This window comes from Pseudomonas sp. LB3P14 (assembly GCF_054898045.1).
Genome location: NZ_CM142714.1, coordinates 4751791 through 4768008, shown reverse-complemented (window position 1 = coordinate 4768008; position 16218 = coordinate 4751791). Strand labels below are relative to the sequence as shown.

The window sequence follows — 16218 nt, the reverse complement described above, 5'->3', positions numbered from 1 at the left end:
GCCCAAAGACGCGAGGTTGCAAACATAGCGCTTTGCGACCGAACGAAAGCTTAGGTATCAAGCGTCGTGTGTTTACGCGCTGAGTGTTGTTGCAGCGCCCATTCGACATGCTCACGCACTAGCTCTGACGGATAATCGCGCCGCGCCTTCAACGCTTCCAGCACCGGGATCGTTGAAGGTGCATTCCCCAACCCCACTGCGAGATTGCGCAGCCAGCGCTCGTAACCGGCGCGGCGCAGCGGTGAGCCTTCAGTGCTGCTGAGAAACTTGTCCTCGTCCCACATGAACAGCTCGGCCAGTTCAGCGTTGTCCAGGTTGTGCCGTGGCTTGAAGTCGTTTTCGCCGGACGGACGGGCGAAGCGGTTCCAGGGGCAGACGATCTGGCAATCATCGCAACCGAACACCCGATTGCCGATCAGTGGCCGCAAATCTTCCGGGATCGCGCTTTTCAGTTCGATGGTCAGGTAGGAGATGCAGCGTCGGGCATCCAGCACGTACGGGCCGACGAAGGCATTGGTCGGGCAAATGTCGAGGCACGCGGTGCAGCGGCCGCAATGTTCGGTGGCGTGGGGTGGGTCGACCGGCAGAGGCAGGTCGACGAACAGCTCGGCAAGGAAGAAGTAACTCCCAGCCTTGCGATTCAGGACCAGGGTGTTTTTGCCAATCCAGCCCAAGCCGGCTTTTTCAGCAATGGCCTTTTCCAGCACCGGGGCGCTGTCGACAAAGGCGCGATAGCCAAACGGACCGATGACTGCCTGAATTTTTTCCGCCAGTTGTTGCACGCGTTTACGGATCAATTTGTGGTAATCACGGCCCAAGGCATAACGCGAGACGTAGGCTTTGGCAGGTTGTGCCAGGCGTTTGGCCATTTCGGTGTCGCCCGGCAGGTAGTCCATGCGTAGGGAAACCACCCGTAGCGTGCCGGGCACCAGCTCTTGCGGGTGTGAGCGTTTGCTGCCGTGGGCGCCCATGTAGTCCATTTCGCCGTGGTAGCCGGCCGCGAGCCAGCGCTCCAGGTGCTGCTCATGCTCAGCCAGGTCGAGACCGCTGATGCCGACTTGCTGAAAGCCCAGCTCGCGGCCCCAGTCCTTGATGGATTGGGCGAGGGCGGGCAGGTCTGTGGTAATAGCGGGCATGAGGCGAGAGAAACCGGAGCTGAGGTGAGTATAATTCTGCCAGACATCGGAGCCCGAAGACGCATGCCGCAGACTAAAGATGATTTACCCGACGCGCTGTACAGTTCCGCGCAAGTCCGAGCCCTCGATGCGAGCCTGATCGCGGCCGGTACATCGGGCTTCGAATTGATGCAGCGCGCGGCGCGGGCGACCTGGCGCGCGCTGGTCCGTCATTGGCCGACGGCGAACGAGTTGAGTGTTGTGGCCGGCCACGGCAATAACGCCGGCGACGGTTATCTGGTGGCCGTGCTGGCGCGACGTGCTGGCTGGCATGTGCGGGTGTTGACGGCGGGTGATCCCCAGCGTTTACAAGGTGACGCGGCATTGGCCCATGCCGAGGCCGTGTCCGAGGGTGTCGCGGTTCAAGCCTGGAACGCACATTCGGAGTTGCGCGGTATCGTGCTGGATGCCTTGCTCGGCACCGGTCTGACAGGAGAGGTGCGAGAGCCTTACGCCAGTGTGATCGCGGCGATCAATGCCAGTGGGCTGCCGGTTGCGGCAGTGGATATCCCGTCGGGGTTGTGCGCTGATACCGGCCGAATACTCGGCGCTGCCGTTCGAGCTGATCTGACCGTAACCTTCATTGGTTTGAAGTTGGGTCTTTTCACGGGAGACGCTGCGGATCTGGTTGGCGAACGGGTCTTCAATGATCTGCAAGCCTCCCCCGAGTCTTTTAACGGGGTCGCCGCCACTGCCCGTCGTCTGACGACCGGTAACGTGCCGCGTCTGGCGGCTCGCCCTCCCACCTCCCATAAAGGCAAATTCGGCCACGTCCTGCTAATCGGCGGTGATCGCGGTTTTGGCGGCGCCATCCTGCTGAGTGCGCATAGTGCGCTGCGTAGCGGTGCCGGGATGGTGTCCGTGGCCACACGCAGTGAACATGTTCCGGCCGCGTTGGCCAGAATTCCCGAAGCCATGGTGTTGGGTACTTCGTCAGCCAATCAACTGATGGGACTGCTTCAAAAGGTTTCCGTGCTGGTTGTCGGCCCAGGCTTAGGTCAGGCTTCCTGGGGGCGCAGTCTTTTGTCGGCGGCTGCCAATGCGCCGCTGTCGCAAGTCTGGGACGCCGATGCGTTAAATATGCTGGCTGAAGAGCTTGTGAGCTTGCCCAAGGACTGCGTGATCACACCGCATCCTGGCGAGGCGGCGCGACTGCTGGGGATATCGACTGCCGACGTTCAGGCTGACCGTCCCGCTGCCGCTCACGCATTGAGCAAAAAATACACAGCTGTAGTCATTTTGAAAGGCGCCGGCAGCCTGGTCGCCAGCCCCGATGGGCGCCTGGCGTTGTGTCATCAGGGGCATCCGGCCATGGCCACCGCTGGTTTGGGTGATGTGCTGGCCGGTCTGGTGGGTGCGTTGCTGGCTCAAGGCATGGAGGCGTTCGACGCCGCCTGCCTGGCCGTCTGGCTGCACGCCAATGCCGGCGAGCAAGAAGGTAAAACGGGCCGTGGGCTGGCGGCCAGTGATCTGATTCCAGCCATTCGTCAGTTGTTGGAGGAGCAAGCACCGTGTCTGAAGTAACCCTGTACCTGGCTGATGAAGAGGCGATGACCGCATTTGGCGAGCGCATCGCAAAAACCACTCAAGGGCACGGTCTGATTTTTCTGGAAGGGGATCTGGGGGCGGGGAAAACCACGTTGTCCAGGGGCATCATCCGTGGCTTGGGGCATGTGGGCGCGGTGAAAAGTCCGACGTTCACGCTGGTCGAACCCTACGAGATTGGTGACGTCCGGGCCTTCCATTTCGACCTCTATCGCTTGGTCGACCCTGAAGAGCTGGAATACCTCGGTATCCGCGACTACTTCGAAGATGACGCCTTGTGCCTGATCGAATGGCCCCGAAAGGGTGCAGGCTTTTTGCCAAAGCCCGACCTGACCATTACCATTAGCCCGCAAGACAGCGGGCGTTCGCTGAAAATTTCGTCCCAGGGCTCGCGTGGCGAGTCGTGGTGTGCCGCTTTGGCATTGGAATCCAATTAAATGATGGGGTTAGGTATGCGCTTTCGCGCGATGGTAGCTGCCGTAGGATTGTTGTTTTTGGCGGTGACCGTCGACGCTGTGGCCGAGACGAAGGTCAGCAGCGTTCGCCTGTGGCGGGCTCCGGACAACACGCGATTGGTGTTCGACCTGACAGGGCCTGTCCAGCACAGCGTCTTTACCCTGACCACCCCGGATCGGCTGGTCATCGACATCAATGGCGCGTCTCTTGGGGCGCCGCTGAATGTAAACACCTCGAACACTCCGATCACCGCCATGCGCTCGGCCCAACGTACGCCGACCGACCTGCGGGTAGTCATCGACCTGAAAAAAGCCGTGACGCCGAAAAGCTTTACGCTGGCGCCAAACGCCCAGTACGGCAATCGCCTGGTGGTCGACTTGTTCGATAACGCCGCCGACGCCGCGCCAATTCCAGCGCCGACCAATGTTGCGACGGTAGCCCCGGTGCCGGTCACGCCGGTGGAACCCGCGGTGAAGCTGCCGCCAGCCCCGGCTGGCAAGCGCGACATCGTTGTGGTCATCGATGCCGGTCACGGCGGCGAAGACCCGGGTGCCTCGGGCTCTCGCGGCCAGCGTGAAAAAGACGTGGTGCTGGCCATCGCCCGCGAACTGCAGCGTCAGGTCAATGGCATGAAAGGCTTCCGCGCCGAACTGACCCGCACCGGCGACTACTTCATCCCATTGCGCGGCCGTACTGAAATCGCCCGCAAGAAGGGCGCTGACCTGTTCGTTTCGATTCACGCCGACGCCGCGCCTTCGGCCGCTGCTTTCGGTGCCTCGGTGTTCGCCCTGTCTGATCGCGGGGCTACCTCGGAAACGGCCCGTTGGTTGGCCGACAGTGAAAACCGTTCCGACTTGATCGGTGGTGCCGGCAACGTCAGCCTCGACGACAAGGACCGCATGCTGGCGGGCGTATTGCTCGATCTGTCGATGACGGCATCCCTCACGTCCAGCCTTAACGTTGGCCAAAAGGTTCTTAGCAACATCGGCCGCGTCACGCCGTTGCACAAACAGCGCGTGGAACAGGCCGGGTTCATGGTGCTGAAGTCGCCGGATATTCCATCGATCCTGGTGGAAACCGGATTTATCTCCAACGCCAACGAAGCTTCCAAGCTTGCCGCAGCGAACCACCAGCAGGCGCTGGCACGTTCGATCAGCAGCGGCGTGCGTCAGTTCTTCCAGCAGAATCCGCCGCCGGGCACTTACATCGCCTGGCTGCGTGATTCCGGCAAAATCGTTCAAGGTCCACGTGACCATCGGGTGAGCCCGGGCGAGACGTTGGCGATGATCGCTGTGCGTTATCAGGTGTCTCCAGCCACCCTGCGCAGCGCCAACAACCTGCAGAGTGACGAGCTGAAAATCGGTCAGACCCTGACCATCCCCGGCACTGAACTGGCGGCCAAAGAATGAACCAGGTGCTGACCAACACGGCTCGCATCGAGCTGCTCAGCCCGCGACTGGCGAACCAGATTGCCGCCGGGGAGGTGGTTGAGCGCCCGGCCTCGGTGATCAAGGAGCTGCTGGAAAACAGCCTCGACTCCGGCGCCAAGCGCATCGACGTCGATGTGGAACAGGGCGGCGTCAAGCTGCTGCGGGTTCGCGACGACGGCAGCGGCATTTCCGCCGATGACCTGCCGCTGGCTCTGGCGCGTCACGCCACCAGCAAGATCCGCAACCTGGAAGACCTCGAGCAGGTCATGAGCCTCGGTTTTCGCGGTGAGGCACTGGCGTCGATCAGCTCCGTGGCCCGCCTGACCCTCACCTCTCGCACGAAAGAGGCCGATCAGGCCTGGCAGGTAGAAACCGAAGGCCGGGACATGGCGCCTCGCGTGCAGCCGGCAGCCCATCCGGTGGGCACGTCGGTGGAAGTGCGCGACCTGTTCTTCAACACTCCGGCGCGGCGCAAATTTCTCAAGACCGAAAAAACCGAATTCGATCACCTGCAAGAAGTGATCAAGCGTCTGGCCCTGGCGCGTTTCGACGTGGCGTTCCATTTGCGCCACAACGGCAAAACCATCCTCAGCCTGCACGAAGCCCATGACGACGCGGCCCGTGCCCGGCGTGTGGCGGCGATTTGCGGTTCGGGTTTCCTCGAGCAGGCGCTGCCGATCGAGATCGAGCGCAATGGTCTGCATTTGTGGGGTTGGGTCGGCTTGCCGACGTTCAATCGCAGTCAGGCGGATTTGCAGTATTTCTTTGTGAATGGCCGTGCGGTACGCGACAAACTGGTGGCCCACGCGGTGCGCCAGGCCTATCGCGACGTGCTGTTCAACGGTCGGCACCCGACGTTCGTGCTGTTTTTCGAGGTCGACCCGGCAGGCGTCGACGTCAATGTGCACCCGACCAAGCACGAAGTGCGCTTCCGTGACGGGCGCATGGTTCATGATTTCCTCTATGGCACCCTGCACCGCGCCTTGGGCGATGTACGGCCGGAAGATCATTTGGCCACGCCGGTGGCGACGGCCATCGTTCGACCCACCGGCATTGATGCTGGCGAGTTCGGTCCGCAGGGCGAAATGCGTCTGGCGGCCAATGCGTTGCTGGAACAGCCTCAGGCCCAGCCGTCGTTCAATACGCCGGCAGGCTCGGGCGCTGGCGCTGGTTATCAATATCAGTACTCGCCGCGGCCTCAATCGGGTGTGCCTGCGGCTGAAGCTCAGGCTGCCTACCGTGAGTTCTTTGCGCCGTTGCCAGAAGCGAATGCTGTCGCACTTCCGGCCGGGCAGGACGATATTCCGCCGCTGGGTTATGCACTGGCGCAGCTCAAAGGCATCTACATTCTTTCGGAAAACGCCCAGGGCCTGGTGCTGGTGGACATGCACGCCGCCCACGAGCGGATCATGTACGAGCGCCTGAAAATCGCCATGGCCAGCGAAGGCCTGAGCGGCCAGCCGTTGCTGGTGCCGGAATCCCTGGCGGTCAGTCAGCGTGAGGCCGATTGCGCCGAAGAACACGTCGCGTGGTTTCAGCGCCTGGGCTTTGAGTTGCAACGTCTGGGGCCGGAATCCCTGGCCATCCGGCAGATCCCGGCACTGCTTAAGCAGGCAGAGGCCAATCGATTGGTCAGTGACGTACTGGCGGATCTGATGGAATACGGCACCAGCGACCGGATTCAGGCGCACCTGAACGAACTGCTTGGCACCATGGCCTGCCATGGCGCGATTCGTGCGAATCGGCGTCTGGCCCTGCCGGAAATGAACGGTCTGCTGCGCGACATGGAAAACACCGAGCGCAGCGGTCAATGCAACCATGGCCGACCGACCTGGACCCAACTGGGCCTGGACGATCTGGACAAACTGTTCTTGCGCGGTCGTTGATGAACCAGCTCCCCCCTGCGATTTTCCTGATGGGGCCGACGGCCGCCGGCAAGACCGACCTGGCCATTGAACTCACTAAAGTCTTGCCTTGCGAGCTGATCAGCGTCGATTCGGCGCTGGTCTACCGTGGCATGGACATCGGCACCGCCAAGCCTTCCAAAGCGCTTTTGGCTGAGTTCCCGCACCGGTTGATCGATATTCTCGACCCGGCAGAGAGCTATTCGGCCGCAGATTTCCGTCGTGACGCCCTTGAAGCCATGGCCGAGATCACCGCGCGGGGCAAAATTCCGCTGCTGGTGGGCGGCACAATGCTCTATTACAAGGCTTTGGTTGAAGGTCTGGCAGACATGCCCGCGGCCGATCCGGACGTCCGCGCACAGATCGAAGAAGAAGCTGCACGCCTTGGCTGGCAAGCCCTGCACGATCAATTGGCGGTCATCGATCCGGAATCTGCCGCGCGGATTCATCCGAACGACCCACAGCGACTCAGTCGAGCGCTGGAAGTTTATCGTGTCAGCGGTCAGAGCATGACTGCACTAAGGTTGCGACAATCTGCGCAAAGTACTGAAGCAGCCGCTTCGGGACTGCAACAATTGCCCTATACTGTCGCGAACTTGGCCATTGCTCCGGCAAATCGCCAGGTATTGCACGAGCGAATTAAACAAAGATTCACGAATATGTTGGAACAGGGATTCATTGACGAGGTCGTAGCCCTGCGTAAGCGAAGTGACCTGCATGCCGGGTTGCCGTCTATACGTGCAGTAGGCTACCGACAAGTCTGGGACTACCTGGATGGCAAGCTGACGCAAGCCGAGATGCAGGAGCGTGGAATCATTGCCACGCGCCAATTGGCGAAGCGCCAGTTCACCTGGCTGCGCAGTTGGGCTGATTTACACTGGTTGGACAGCCTGGATTGCGACAATCTGCCGCGCGCCTTGAAATACCTCGGGACCATCTCCATATTGAGCTGAGTCCTTGCAATTGCCGTCTATCCTCGGGGGTGTGACGGCCACAAGCCATCTGTTTACCTATTTTTTATATTGAATCCTTAAAGGAGTGCGGCACATGTCAAAAGGGCATTCGCTACAAGACCCTTACTTGAATACTTTACGTAAAGAGAAAGTGGGGGTTTCCATCTACCTGGTCAACGGGATCAAACTGCAAGGTACGATCGAGTCTTTCGACCAGTTCGTTATCCTGCTGAAAAACACCGTCAGCCAGATGGTTTACAAACACGCTATCTCTACAGTGGTGCCGGTTCGTCCAATTCGTCTGCCTAGCGCAACCGAATCCGAAGCAGGTGACGCTGAGCCAGGTAACGCCTGATAGGAGTCTCCTTTGTTCTTTGAGCGCCACGGTGGTGGTGAGCGGGCAATTCTCGTTCACTTGGATGGTCAGGACCCTGAGGCGCGCGAAGATCCGCAGGAGTTTCAGGAGTTGGCAATTTCGGCTGGCGCCGAGACCGTCGCGTTTTTCAACGTGCCGCGTCATCGGCCAACCGCCAAATACCTGATTGGCAGCGGCAAGGTCGAAGAGTTACGCGACCTGGTCAAAGCCGAGCAGGTTGATCTGGTGATTTTCAATCACATCCTCACGCCCAGTCAGGAACGTAACCTCGAACGTGTTTTCGAGTGTCGCGTGATCGACCGCACGGGTCTGATTCTCGACATCTTCGCCCAACGCGCCCGCACCCATGAAGGCAAGCTCCAGGTCGAACTGGCCCAGCTTGAGCACATGAGTACGCGGCTGGTTCGTGGCTGGACTCACCTTGAGCGGCAGAAGGGCGGTATCGGTCTGCGCGGTCCGGGTGAAACCCAGCTCGAAACCGACCGGCGCCTGTTGCGGGTTCGCCTGCGGCAGATCAAAGGGCGCCTGGAAAAGGTTCGCAGCCAGCGCGAGCAGTCTCGTCGCGGGCGCAAACGGGCTGACATTCCGACGGTTTCACTGGTGGGTTATACCAACGCCGGCAAATCGACGCTGTTCAACTCGGTGACCGACTCCGACGTCTTCGCGGCTGACCAACTCTTCGCCACCCTCGACCCGACCCTGCGCCGACTCGAACTCGATGACCTCGGGCCGATCGTGCTGGCCGACACCGTGGGTTTCATTCGCCACCTGCCGCACAAACTGGTCGAGGCATTTCGGGCTACGCTCGAAGAGTCGAGCACCTCCGACCTGCTGCTGCACGTGATCGATGCCCATGAACCCGAGCGGATGGCCCAGATTGAACAGGTCATGGTGGTGCTCGGGGAGATCGGGGCTCAAGACTTGCCGATCCTTGAGGTATACAACAAACTCGATTTGCTCGAGGGGGTAGAGCCGCAGATCCAGCGCGATGCCGACGGCAAGCCGCAGCGGGTCTGGTTGTCGGCCAAGGATGGTACTGGCCTGGACCTGCTCAAGCAGGCGGTGGCCGAGCTGCTCGGGGATGATTTGTTTGTTGGCACCTTGCGCTTGCCGCAACGTTTTGCTCGACTGCGTGCGCAGTTTTTCGAACTCGGTGCGGTGCAGAAAGAAGAACACGACGAAGAAGGCATCAGCCTGCTGGCTGTTCGCTTGCCACGGGTCGAGTTGAATCGACTGGTGAGCCGCGAAGGTCTGCAACCGATGGAATTCATCGAGCAACACACTTTGCAATAAAAGCCTGAGAAAGCGGTTGTGCCGCAGTGACAGGCATTCTGTAGCATTGGTCGGCGCGCCGTGGGTGCGTCTTTGCTTTATCAGATGGAGAGCGCTATGGCTTGGAATGAGCCGGGTGGCAACTCGAATAATCAGGATCCTTGGGGTGGCAAGCGCCGCAATAACGGCGACCGCAAGGGACCACCGGATCTCGACGAGGCCTTCCGAAAGCTGCAGGAAAGCCTGAACGGGTTGTTCGGTGGTGGTAAAAAACGCGGTGATGACGGCGGTGGTTCGGGCAGGAGTGGCGGCTTCGGCGGTCTGCTCGGCATCGGCCTGGTCGTGTTGGCGGCTGTATGGCTGTACAGCGCGGTCTATGTAGTCGACGAGCAGGAGCAAGCCGTGGTGCTGCGCTTCGGCAAGTACTACGAAACTGTCGGCCCGGGCCTGAACATCTATTTCCCGCCGATCGATCGCAAGTACCTGGAAAACGTCACGCGTGAGCGTGCCTATACCAAGCAGGGTCAAATGCTGACTGAAGACGAGAACATCGTCGAAGTGCCGCTGACCGTGCAGTACAAGATCAGCAATCTGCAGGACTTCGTGCTGAGCGTTGATCAGCCGGAAATCAGCCTGCAGCACGCGACCGAAAGTGCCTTGCGCCATGTGGTGGGTTCCACCGCGATGGATCAGGTGCTGACCGAAGGTCGTGAATTGATGGCCAGCGAAATCAAGGAGCGTCTGCAACGCTTCATGGATACCTATCGCACCGGTATCACCGTCACTCAGGTCAACGTACAGAGCGCAGCAGCACCGCGTGAAGTGCAGGAAGCCTTCGATGACGTGATCCGCGCCCGTGAAGACGAGCAGCGTTCGCGTAACCAGGCTGAAACCTACGCCAACGGCGTTGTGCCGGAAGCCCGTGGTCAGGCCCAGCGCATCATCGAAGATGCCAATGGTTACCGTGACGAAACCGTCTCGCGCGCCAAGGGTGAAGCCGATCGCTTCACCAAACTGGTGAGCGAGTACCGCAAGGCTCCCGAAGTCACCCGCGAGCGTCTGTACCTGGACACCATGCAGGAAGTCTTCAGCAATACCAGCAAGGTTCTCGTGACCGGCAACAAGAATGGCCAGAGCAATCTGCTCTACTTGCCGCTGGACAAGATGGTCGAAAGTGGTCGCAACACCAGCACTCCGGTGACTGGCGCGGCAGCCACCAGCAATGAAGCGAATGTGCGTGCAGCCGATCTGCAGCAACAGCAAGCACGCACCAGGGAGAGTCGCTGATGAGCAATAAATCGCTGATCGCCCTTATAGTCGGCGTCGTCGTGGCGATCGCTGCCTGGAACTGCTTCTACATCGTGGCTCAGACCGAGCGTGCGGTGCTGCTGCAGTTCGGTCGTGTGGTCCAGACTGATGTTCAGCCAGGCCTGCATGTGAAAGTGCCTTACGTTAACCAGGTGCGCAAATTCGACGCACGCCTGATGACACTGGATGCACCGACACAACGCTTCCTGACGCTGGAAAAGAAAGCCGTCATGGTCGATGCCTACGCCAAATGGCGCGTGAAGGACGCTGAGCGTTACTACACCGCGACCTCCGGTCTCAAGCAGATTGCCGACGAGCGTCTTTCCCGTCGTCTGGAATCGGGCCTGCGTGACCAGTTCGGTAAGCGCACGCTGCACGAAGTGGTTTCCGGTGAGCGCGATGCGCTGATGACCGATATCACCGCTTCGCTGAACAAGATGGCGGAAAAAGAGCTGGGCATTGAAGTTGTCGATGTTCGGGTCAAGGCCATCGATCTGCCGAAAGAAGTGAACCGCAGCGTGTTCGAGCGCATGAGTTCCGAGCGTGAGCGTGAAGCTCGCGAGCATCGCGCCAAGGGTAACGAGCTGTCAGAAGGCATTCGTGCCGACGCCGATCGTCAGCGCCGTGTGTTACTGGCTGAAGCCTATCGTGAGTCCGAAGAGGTTCGCGGTGACGGTGATGCCCAGGCTGCTGCGATCTACTCCAAGGCCTACGGCCAGGATCAGGAGTTCTACGGTTTCTATCGTAGCCTGCGTGCCTACCGTGAAAGTTTCGCGAACAAATCCGACGTCATGGTCCTGGACCCAAGCAGCGACTTCTTCCGTTACCTGGAAAAAGCCAAGCCTTGATACGACGTTGACCTGAATCATCCCCCGCCTGGCGGCTAAAGCCTCGGGCGGGGTGATCCTTTGGGAAAACGTGTGTATGATGCGGCAGCCGGGAAATTCCCGGCTTTTTTGCGTCTGCACGTTTGATTGCTGTTTTTATGCAGGCGCCCGAGTTGAATGACTCGACAGGTTTTTCGAGGAAAGTGGTTGGCGAAGCCGATTTCAGGCTTTTCGCCCCGTTGTTCATGCGCGTGGATCTGTGCGCATGAGCCGATCATTTTCTGCTTCACTCAAGGCTCGCCCAAAGGCTTGTCGCCCGGATCATAGGGGAATGGCGTAATGGCAACGGTAGACCGCTGGCTGCTGCCAGATGGCATCGAAGAAGTACTGCCACCAGAAGCGGCGCGCATCGAAGTAGCGCGTCGTCAGGTGTTGGATCTGTTCCAGAGCTGGGGTTACGAGTTTGTCGTGACTCCCCATATCGAGTACCTGGAATCCCTGCTGACCGGCGCGGGCCAGGACCTCGATTTGCGTACCTTCAAGGTCATCGACCCGCAGTCGGGCCGGCAGATGGGTTTCCGTGCCGACATCACGCCGCAAGTAGCGCGCATCGATGCGCACACCTTGCGTCGCGAAGGCCCGAGTCGCCTGTGCTATGCCGGTAGCGTGCTGCACGCTCAGCCGCGCGCCTTGTCGTCCTCGCGTAGCCCGATCCAGCTGGGCGCCGAGTTGTACGGCGATGCCAGCCCGAGCAGCGACGTGGAGGTCATCAGCCTGATGCTGGCTATGCTGCAACTGGCCGATGTGCCGGATGTGCACATGGACCTCGGTCATGTGGGTATCTACCGCGGCCTGGCTCGCGCCGCCGGTTTGTCCGGTGAAGTTGAGCAACAGTTGTTCGACGCGTTGCAACGTAAAGCCATCGATGAGGTCATTACCTTGACCGAAGGCTTGCCTGCCGATCTGTCGGGCATGTTGCGGGCGTTGGTCGACCTGTGTGGCGGCCGAGAAGTATTGAGCGCTGCCCGCGAGCGTCTGGCGAATGCGCCGGCACCGGTACTGGCCGCTCTGGACGACCTGCTGGCAATTGCCGAGCGTCTGTCCACGCGTTTCCCGGAGTTGCCGCTGTATTTCGACCTGGGCGAGTTGCGCGGCTACCACTACCACACCGGTGTGGTGTTCGCGGTGTTCGTACCGGGTGTTGGCCAGTCCATTGCTCAGGGCGGTCGTTACGACGACATCGGTGCCGACTTCGGTCGCGCTCGTCCGGCAACTGGCTTCTCTACCGATTTGAAAACCCTGGTGACCCTGGGGCGTGCTGAGATCGAGTTACCGTCTGGCGGTATCTGGATGCCTGACAGTACGGATGCGGCACTCTGGCAGCAGGTTTGCCAGTTGCGCAGTGAGGGTCAGCGTGTCGTTCAGGCATTGCCTGGGCAACCTTTGGCCGCCGCCCGTGAAGCGGACTGCGACCGGCAATTGATTCAGCAGAACGGGCTTTGGCAAGTATCGCCACTGGCTTCTTGAGTTTTCCTGCCGGCCACGGCCGGCACCAAGTTTGCGCGAATGAGGACAAGTGTTATGGGTAAGAATGTCGTAGTCCTGGGCACCCAATGGGGTGATGAGGGCAAAGGCAAGATCGTTGATCTGCTGACCGAACATGCTGCCGCCGTAGTGCGCTACCAAGGTGGTCACAACGCTGGTCACACCCTGGTGATCGATGGCGAAAAAACCGTCTTGCACCTGATTCCGTCGGGCGTGCTGCGCGAAGGCGTGCAGTGCCTGATCGGCAACGGCGTGGTGGTTGCACCCGACGCTCTGCTGCGGGAAATCATCAAGCTGGAAGAGAAAGGCGTACCGGTGCGTGAGCGCCTGCGTATCAGCCCTTCCTGCCCGCTGATCCTGTCCTACCACGTAGCGCTGGACCAGGCTCGTGAAAAGGCCCGTGGCGAGCTGAAGATCGGTACCACCGGTCGCGGCATCGGCCCGGCGTACGAAGACAAGGTTGCACGTCGTGGCCTGCGCATCGGTGACCTGTTCCACCGTGAGCGTTTCGCCGCCAAGCTGGGCGAGTTGCTGGATTACCACAACTTCGTACTGGTCAATTACTACAAAGAACCAGCAATCGACTTCCAGAAGACGCTCGACGAGTGCATGGAATACGCCGAGCTGCTCAAGCCGATGATGCTCGACGTCACCGCTGAGCTGCACGAGCTGCGTCGTGCTGGCAAAGACATCATGTTCGAAGGCGCCCAAGGCTCCCTGCTGGACATCGACCACGGTACCTACCCGTACGTCACCAGCTCCAACACCACTGCAGGCGGCATCGCCACCGGTTCGGGTTTTGGTCCGATGTACCTGGATTACATCCTCGGCATCACCAAGGCTTACACCACTCGCGTGGGTTCGGGTCCATTCCCGACTGAGCTGTTCGACGACGTGGGTGCTTTCCTGGCCAAGCGTGGCCACGAGTTCGGCGCTACCACTGGCCGTGCCCGTCGTTGCGGCTGGTTCGATGCCGTCATCTTGCGCCGCGCTATCGACGTCAACAGCATCTCGGGCCTGTGCCTGACCAAGCTGGACGTGCTGGACGGTCTGGAAACTATCAACATCTGCGTTGGCTACAAGAACCAGGATGGTGCAGTGATCGACGCACCGACTGACGCCGACAGCTACATCGGCCTGGAGCCGGTGTACGAAGAGATGCCAGGCTGGACCGAATCCACCGTCGGTGCCAAGACCCTGGAAGAGCTGCCGCAAGCTGCTCGCAACTACATCAAACGCGTCGAAGAGTTGGTCGGTGCGCCGATTGACATTATTTCGACGGGCCCGGACCGCAACGAAACCATCGTTTTGCGTCACCCGTTCGCTTAATAAGTCGTTGATGTAAAACACAAAGGGCCCTTAATTGGGTCCTTTGTCGTTTAGGCCCGTTGGACGGCATGACCTTTGCTGTGATCTTCATTAAGTGCATCTTTTCTGGTGTGCCATCAATTTAATGGCGTCAAAGCAGAGGGATATCAAGTGTCGGCCGTTCTCTCACTGTTACAAAGCCGTCTATTGCGGCCCGTGTTCGTTACCCTTGGTATCGCGCTGTTGGTGCAGGTGCTGGTGGCTGTTGCCCTGACTCGGAGCACAGTGACCGCGCTGGAAGCCGATCTGGGTGTGCGCCTGGGTGCCGACAGTCAAAGGCTCTCTGGTGAGCTGGAGCAGGCGGGGCGTGAAGTCACTTCGAGCCTCGACAGTCTCTCCGCCAGTACTCGTCAACGCCTCACGGCCGGTTTGTCCTCGCGATTGAAGGATGAGCAGGCACAACTGCGTGCGACGCTGGAAAAGGATCTGAAGGACTCCGCCAATGATATGGCGCAGCTTCTGGCCTCGGTCGCACCCCGCGCCATGTGGGACAGCGACGTTCCAACCCTGTCCGAATTCGCCCGCCGGGCCCAGCGTAATCCCAACGTGTTGTTCGTGGTCTACGACGACGCCACGGGGCAGCACCTGACGCGCTACCTGAACCGGGAGAACCCGATCAACAAGGCGCTTCTGGAGAAAGGTCAGGGTGAGCGTGCCTTGGACAAGGTGCTGGATGCGGCGAAGAACGATCCGTCGGTCTATTACCTCGAGGCCTCGATCAACCCCAACGGGGTGGAAATCGGCAAGGTCTTGATGGGCGTCTCGACCGCCTCGGTGGAAACCGATCTGGCGGCCCTGGACAAGCGCTTCTCGGCGCTGATCGCCAGCAGTGATCAACTGGTCGGCGACAGCCTCAAGGGCGCGGCGGCTGACAGCGCCACGGCGATGCGTGCGCGTCTGACGTCCGCTCAGTCCACTGCATCTGAAATGAAAGACAACACCACCAGCACTGTGCAGGAAGCCGCGGCGACCTTGCGCTGGCGCATCGGCATGGGCCTGGCGCTGGTAGGGTGCGGTGTGCTGCTGTTGCTCGCGGTGGTGCTGGGCCGTCGAGTGGTCAACCGCTTGAAAATGCTCATCGCTGCCATGGACGACCTGGCGGCGGGCGAGGGCGATCTGACCAAACGCGTGCAGATCAACAGCAGGGACGAAATCGGCGACATGGCCTCGGCGGTCAATCGCTTTGTGGATAAGTTGCAGCCGATCGTGCGCGAAGCGGGCGATGTGGCTCAGCGTACCGGCGTGGAAATCGGCGCCATGACCTTGCGCAATGCGGGTGCCGATGCGGCGGCGGGCATGCAGCGCGATGAAGTGGCCGAGAGCCTGCGTGCATTGTCGCAAATGGCTGATGATGCCCAGTCTGAAAGTCATGCCATGCAGGCAGCCTTGCAGCAAGTGGTGGATATTCGTTCGGCCACGGATGAAAACACACGGACGTCGGCGAAAGTCGGCAGCCTGATCGAGGCGTTAGCCGGGCAGGTGGATACCGGTGCGAAAGTCATCGAGCGGCTGGCGCAGCAGAGTGAGCAGATTGAAGTGGTGCTGACGGTGATTCACGGGATCGCCGAGCAAACCAACCTGCTGGCGCTGAACGCGGCCATCGAAGCAGCACGAGCTGGCGAGACCGGCCGCGGGTTTGCCGTGGTGGCGGACGAAGTGCGAGCGCTGGCGAGCAAGACACAGAGCTCCACTGGCGACATTCAGGCGCACATCGTGGCCCTGCAGCAAGGTGCGCGTGAGGCAGTGGCCGCGATCGGTCAGGCCGGGCGTCAGGCCAACGAAGGTTTGCTGGTACTGCGTGACAGTGCGCGGTTGCAGCAGTCGGTTCAGGCGTCGGTCGAGCAAGTGCATGCGGCGATTGGTTTGGCAACGCAGGCAGCGGCGCATCAGGCACAAGGCGCGCAGGCGGTGCGTGGTCGGGTTGAGACCATTCATACGCAGGCTGAGAAAGCGGCTCAAGCGGTGGTGGCAACCACGGCCAGCGGCAAGGTGCTGGATGGGTTGGCGGCGCAGTTGAAGGCCAGCCTGGGGCAGTTCAGGGCTTGATGTAGACCCAATC

13 protein-coding genes are annotated in these 16218 nt (G+C 60.4%); 12 read left to right on the top strand and 1 reads right to left on the bottom strand.

Translation table 11 applies throughout. The features are described 5' to 3' along the window. Nucleotides 1-50 precede the first annotated feature (50 nt). Complete coding sequence (gene queG, locus ACYZT5_RS21855; protein ID WP_462047363.1) at nucleotides 51-1136, bottom strand: tRNA epoxyqueuosine(34) reductase QueG; 1086 nt, start codon at nucleotides 1134-1136, stop codon at nucleotides 51-53. A gap of 63 nt (nucleotides 1137-1199) precedes the next feature. Here queG and ACYZT5_RS21850 point away from each other — a divergent pair, with 63 nt between their 5' ends. From ACYZT5_RS21850 to ACYZT5_RS21795, 12 genes are all read left to right on the top strand, one after another. Further along, nucleotides 1200-2699 carry an NAD(P)H-hydrate dehydratase gene (locus ACYZT5_RS21850; RefSeq protein ID WP_462047362.1) on the top strand — a complete coding sequence of 500 codons (1500 nt, stop codon included), beginning with the start codon at nucleotides 1200-1202 and terminating at the stop codon, nucleotides 2697-2699. Next, entirely contained in the window at nucleotides 2687-3157 is a 471-nt protein-coding gene (gene tsaE, locus ACYZT5_RS21845; protein WP_462047361.1) for a tRNA (adenosine(37)-N6)-threonylcarbamoyltransferase complex ATPase subunit type 1 TsaE, read from the top strand. Before ACYZT5_RS21850 ends, tsaE begins: the two co-directional genes overlap by 13 nt. Beyond that, nucleotides 3158-4585, top strand: coding sequence for an N-acetylmuramoyl-L-alanine amidase (locus tag ACYZT5_RS21840; RefSeq protein WP_462047360.1), 1428 nt, complete (start codon nucleotides 3158-3160; stop codon nucleotides 4583-4585). Beyond that, entirely contained in the window at nucleotides 4582-6492 is a 1911-nt protein-coding gene (gene mutL / locus ACYZT5_RS21835) for a DNA mismatch repair endonuclease MutL (protein WP_462047359.1), read from the top strand. The genes ACYZT5_RS21840 and mutL overlap by 4 nt, the downstream gene beginning before the upstream one ends. Then, a complete protein-coding gene (gene miaA, locus ACYZT5_RS21830; RefSeq protein ID WP_462047358.1) occupies nucleotides 6492-7463 on the top strand; it encodes a tRNA (adenosine(37)-N6)-dimethylallyltransferase MiaA in 972 nt (323 codons plus the stop codon). Before mutL ends, miaA begins: the two co-directional genes overlap by 1 nt. Nucleotides 7464-7557: 94 nt before the next feature. Next, nucleotides 7558-7818, top strand: a complete 261-nt coding sequence (gene hfq / locus ACYZT5_RS21825; RefSeq protein ID WP_007902656.1) for an RNA chaperone Hfq — start codon at nucleotides 7558-7560, stop codon at nucleotides 7816-7818. A 12-nt stretch (nucleotides 7819-7830) separates the two neighbouring features. Then, nucleotides 7831-9132: a ribosome rescue GTPase HflX gene (gene hflX, locus ACYZT5_RS21820; RefSeq protein ID WP_462047357.1), complete on the top strand. Its 1302-nt coding sequence runs from the start codon at nucleotides 7831-7833 to the stop codon at nucleotides 9130-9132. A gap of 96 nt (nucleotides 9133-9228) precedes the next feature. Continuing rightward, nucleotides 9229-10398 (top strand): FtsH protease activity modulator HflK, encoded by a 1170-nt coding sequence (gene hflK / locus ACYZT5_RS21815; RefSeq protein ID WP_462047356.1) that lies wholly within the window; start codon nucleotides 9229-9231, stop codon nucleotides 10396-10398. After that, nucleotides 10398-11267: a protease modulator HflC gene (gene hflC, locus ACYZT5_RS21810; protein WP_462047355.1), complete on the top strand. Its 870-nt coding sequence runs from the start codon at nucleotides 10398-10400 to the stop codon at nucleotides 11265-11267. Before hflK ends, hflC begins: the two co-directional genes overlap by 1 nt. A gap of 318 nt (nucleotides 11268-11585) precedes the next feature. Next, nucleotides 11586-12773: an ATP phosphoribosyltransferase regulatory subunit gene (locus ACYZT5_RS21805; protein WP_007939588.1), complete on the top strand. Its 1188-nt coding sequence runs from the start codon at nucleotides 11586-11588 to the stop codon at nucleotides 12771-12773. A gap of 54 nt (nucleotides 12774-12827) precedes the next feature. Beyond that, a complete protein-coding gene (locus ACYZT5_RS21800; RefSeq protein WP_010464193.1) occupies nucleotides 12828-14120 on the top strand; it encodes an adenylosuccinate synthase in 1293 nt (430 codons plus the stop codon). 150 nt (nucleotides 14121-14270) lie between these two features. Continuing rightward, complete coding sequence (locus tag ACYZT5_RS21795; RefSeq protein WP_462047354.1) at nucleotides 14271-16205, top strand: methyl-accepting chemotaxis protein; 1935 nt, start codon at nucleotides 14271-14273, stop codon at nucleotides 16203-16205. Nucleotides 16206-16218: the final 13 nt, after the last annotated feature.

Excerpts from the sequence above, each read along its gene's own strand:
- queG (WP_462047363.1), bottom strand. The coding sequence starts at position 1,136 with ATGCCCGCTATTACCACAGACCTGCCCGCCCTCGCCCAATCCATCAAG.
- ACYZT5_RS21850 (WP_462047362.1), top strand. The coding sequence starts at position 1,200 with ATGCCGCAGACTAAAGATGATTTACCCGACGCGCTGTACAGTTCCGCG.
- ACYZT5_RS21840 (WP_462047360.1), top strand. The coding sequence starts at position 3,158 with ATGATGGGGTTAGGTATGCGCTTTCGCGCGATGGTAGCTGCCGTAGGA.
- mutL (WP_462047359.1), top strand. The coding sequence starts at position 4,582 with ATGAACCAGGTGCTGACCAACACGGCTCGCATCGAGCTGCTCAGCCCG.
- miaA (WP_462047358.1), top strand. The coding sequence starts at position 6,492 with ATGAACCAGCTCCCCCCTGCGATTTTCCTGATGGGGCCGACGGCCGCC.
- hfq (WP_007902656.1), top strand. The coding sequence starts at position 7,558 with ATGTCAAAAGGGCATTCGCTACAAGACCCTTACTTGAATACTTTACGT.
- hflK (WP_462047356.1), top strand. The coding sequence starts at position 9,229 with ATGGCTTGGAATGAGCCGGGTGGCAACTCGAATAATCAGGATCCTTGG.
- hflC (WP_462047355.1), top strand. The coding sequence starts at position 10,398 with ATGAGCAATAAATCGCTGATCGCCCTTATAGTCGGCGTCGTCGTGGCG.
- ACYZT5_RS21805 (WP_007939588.1), top strand. The coding sequence starts at position 11,586 with ATGGCAACGGTAGACCGCTGGCTGCTGCCAGATGGCATCGAAGAAGTA.
- ACYZT5_RS21800 (WP_010464193.1), top strand. The coding sequence starts at position 12,828 with ATGGGTAAGAATGTCGTAGTCCTGGGCACCCAATGGGGTGATGAGGGC.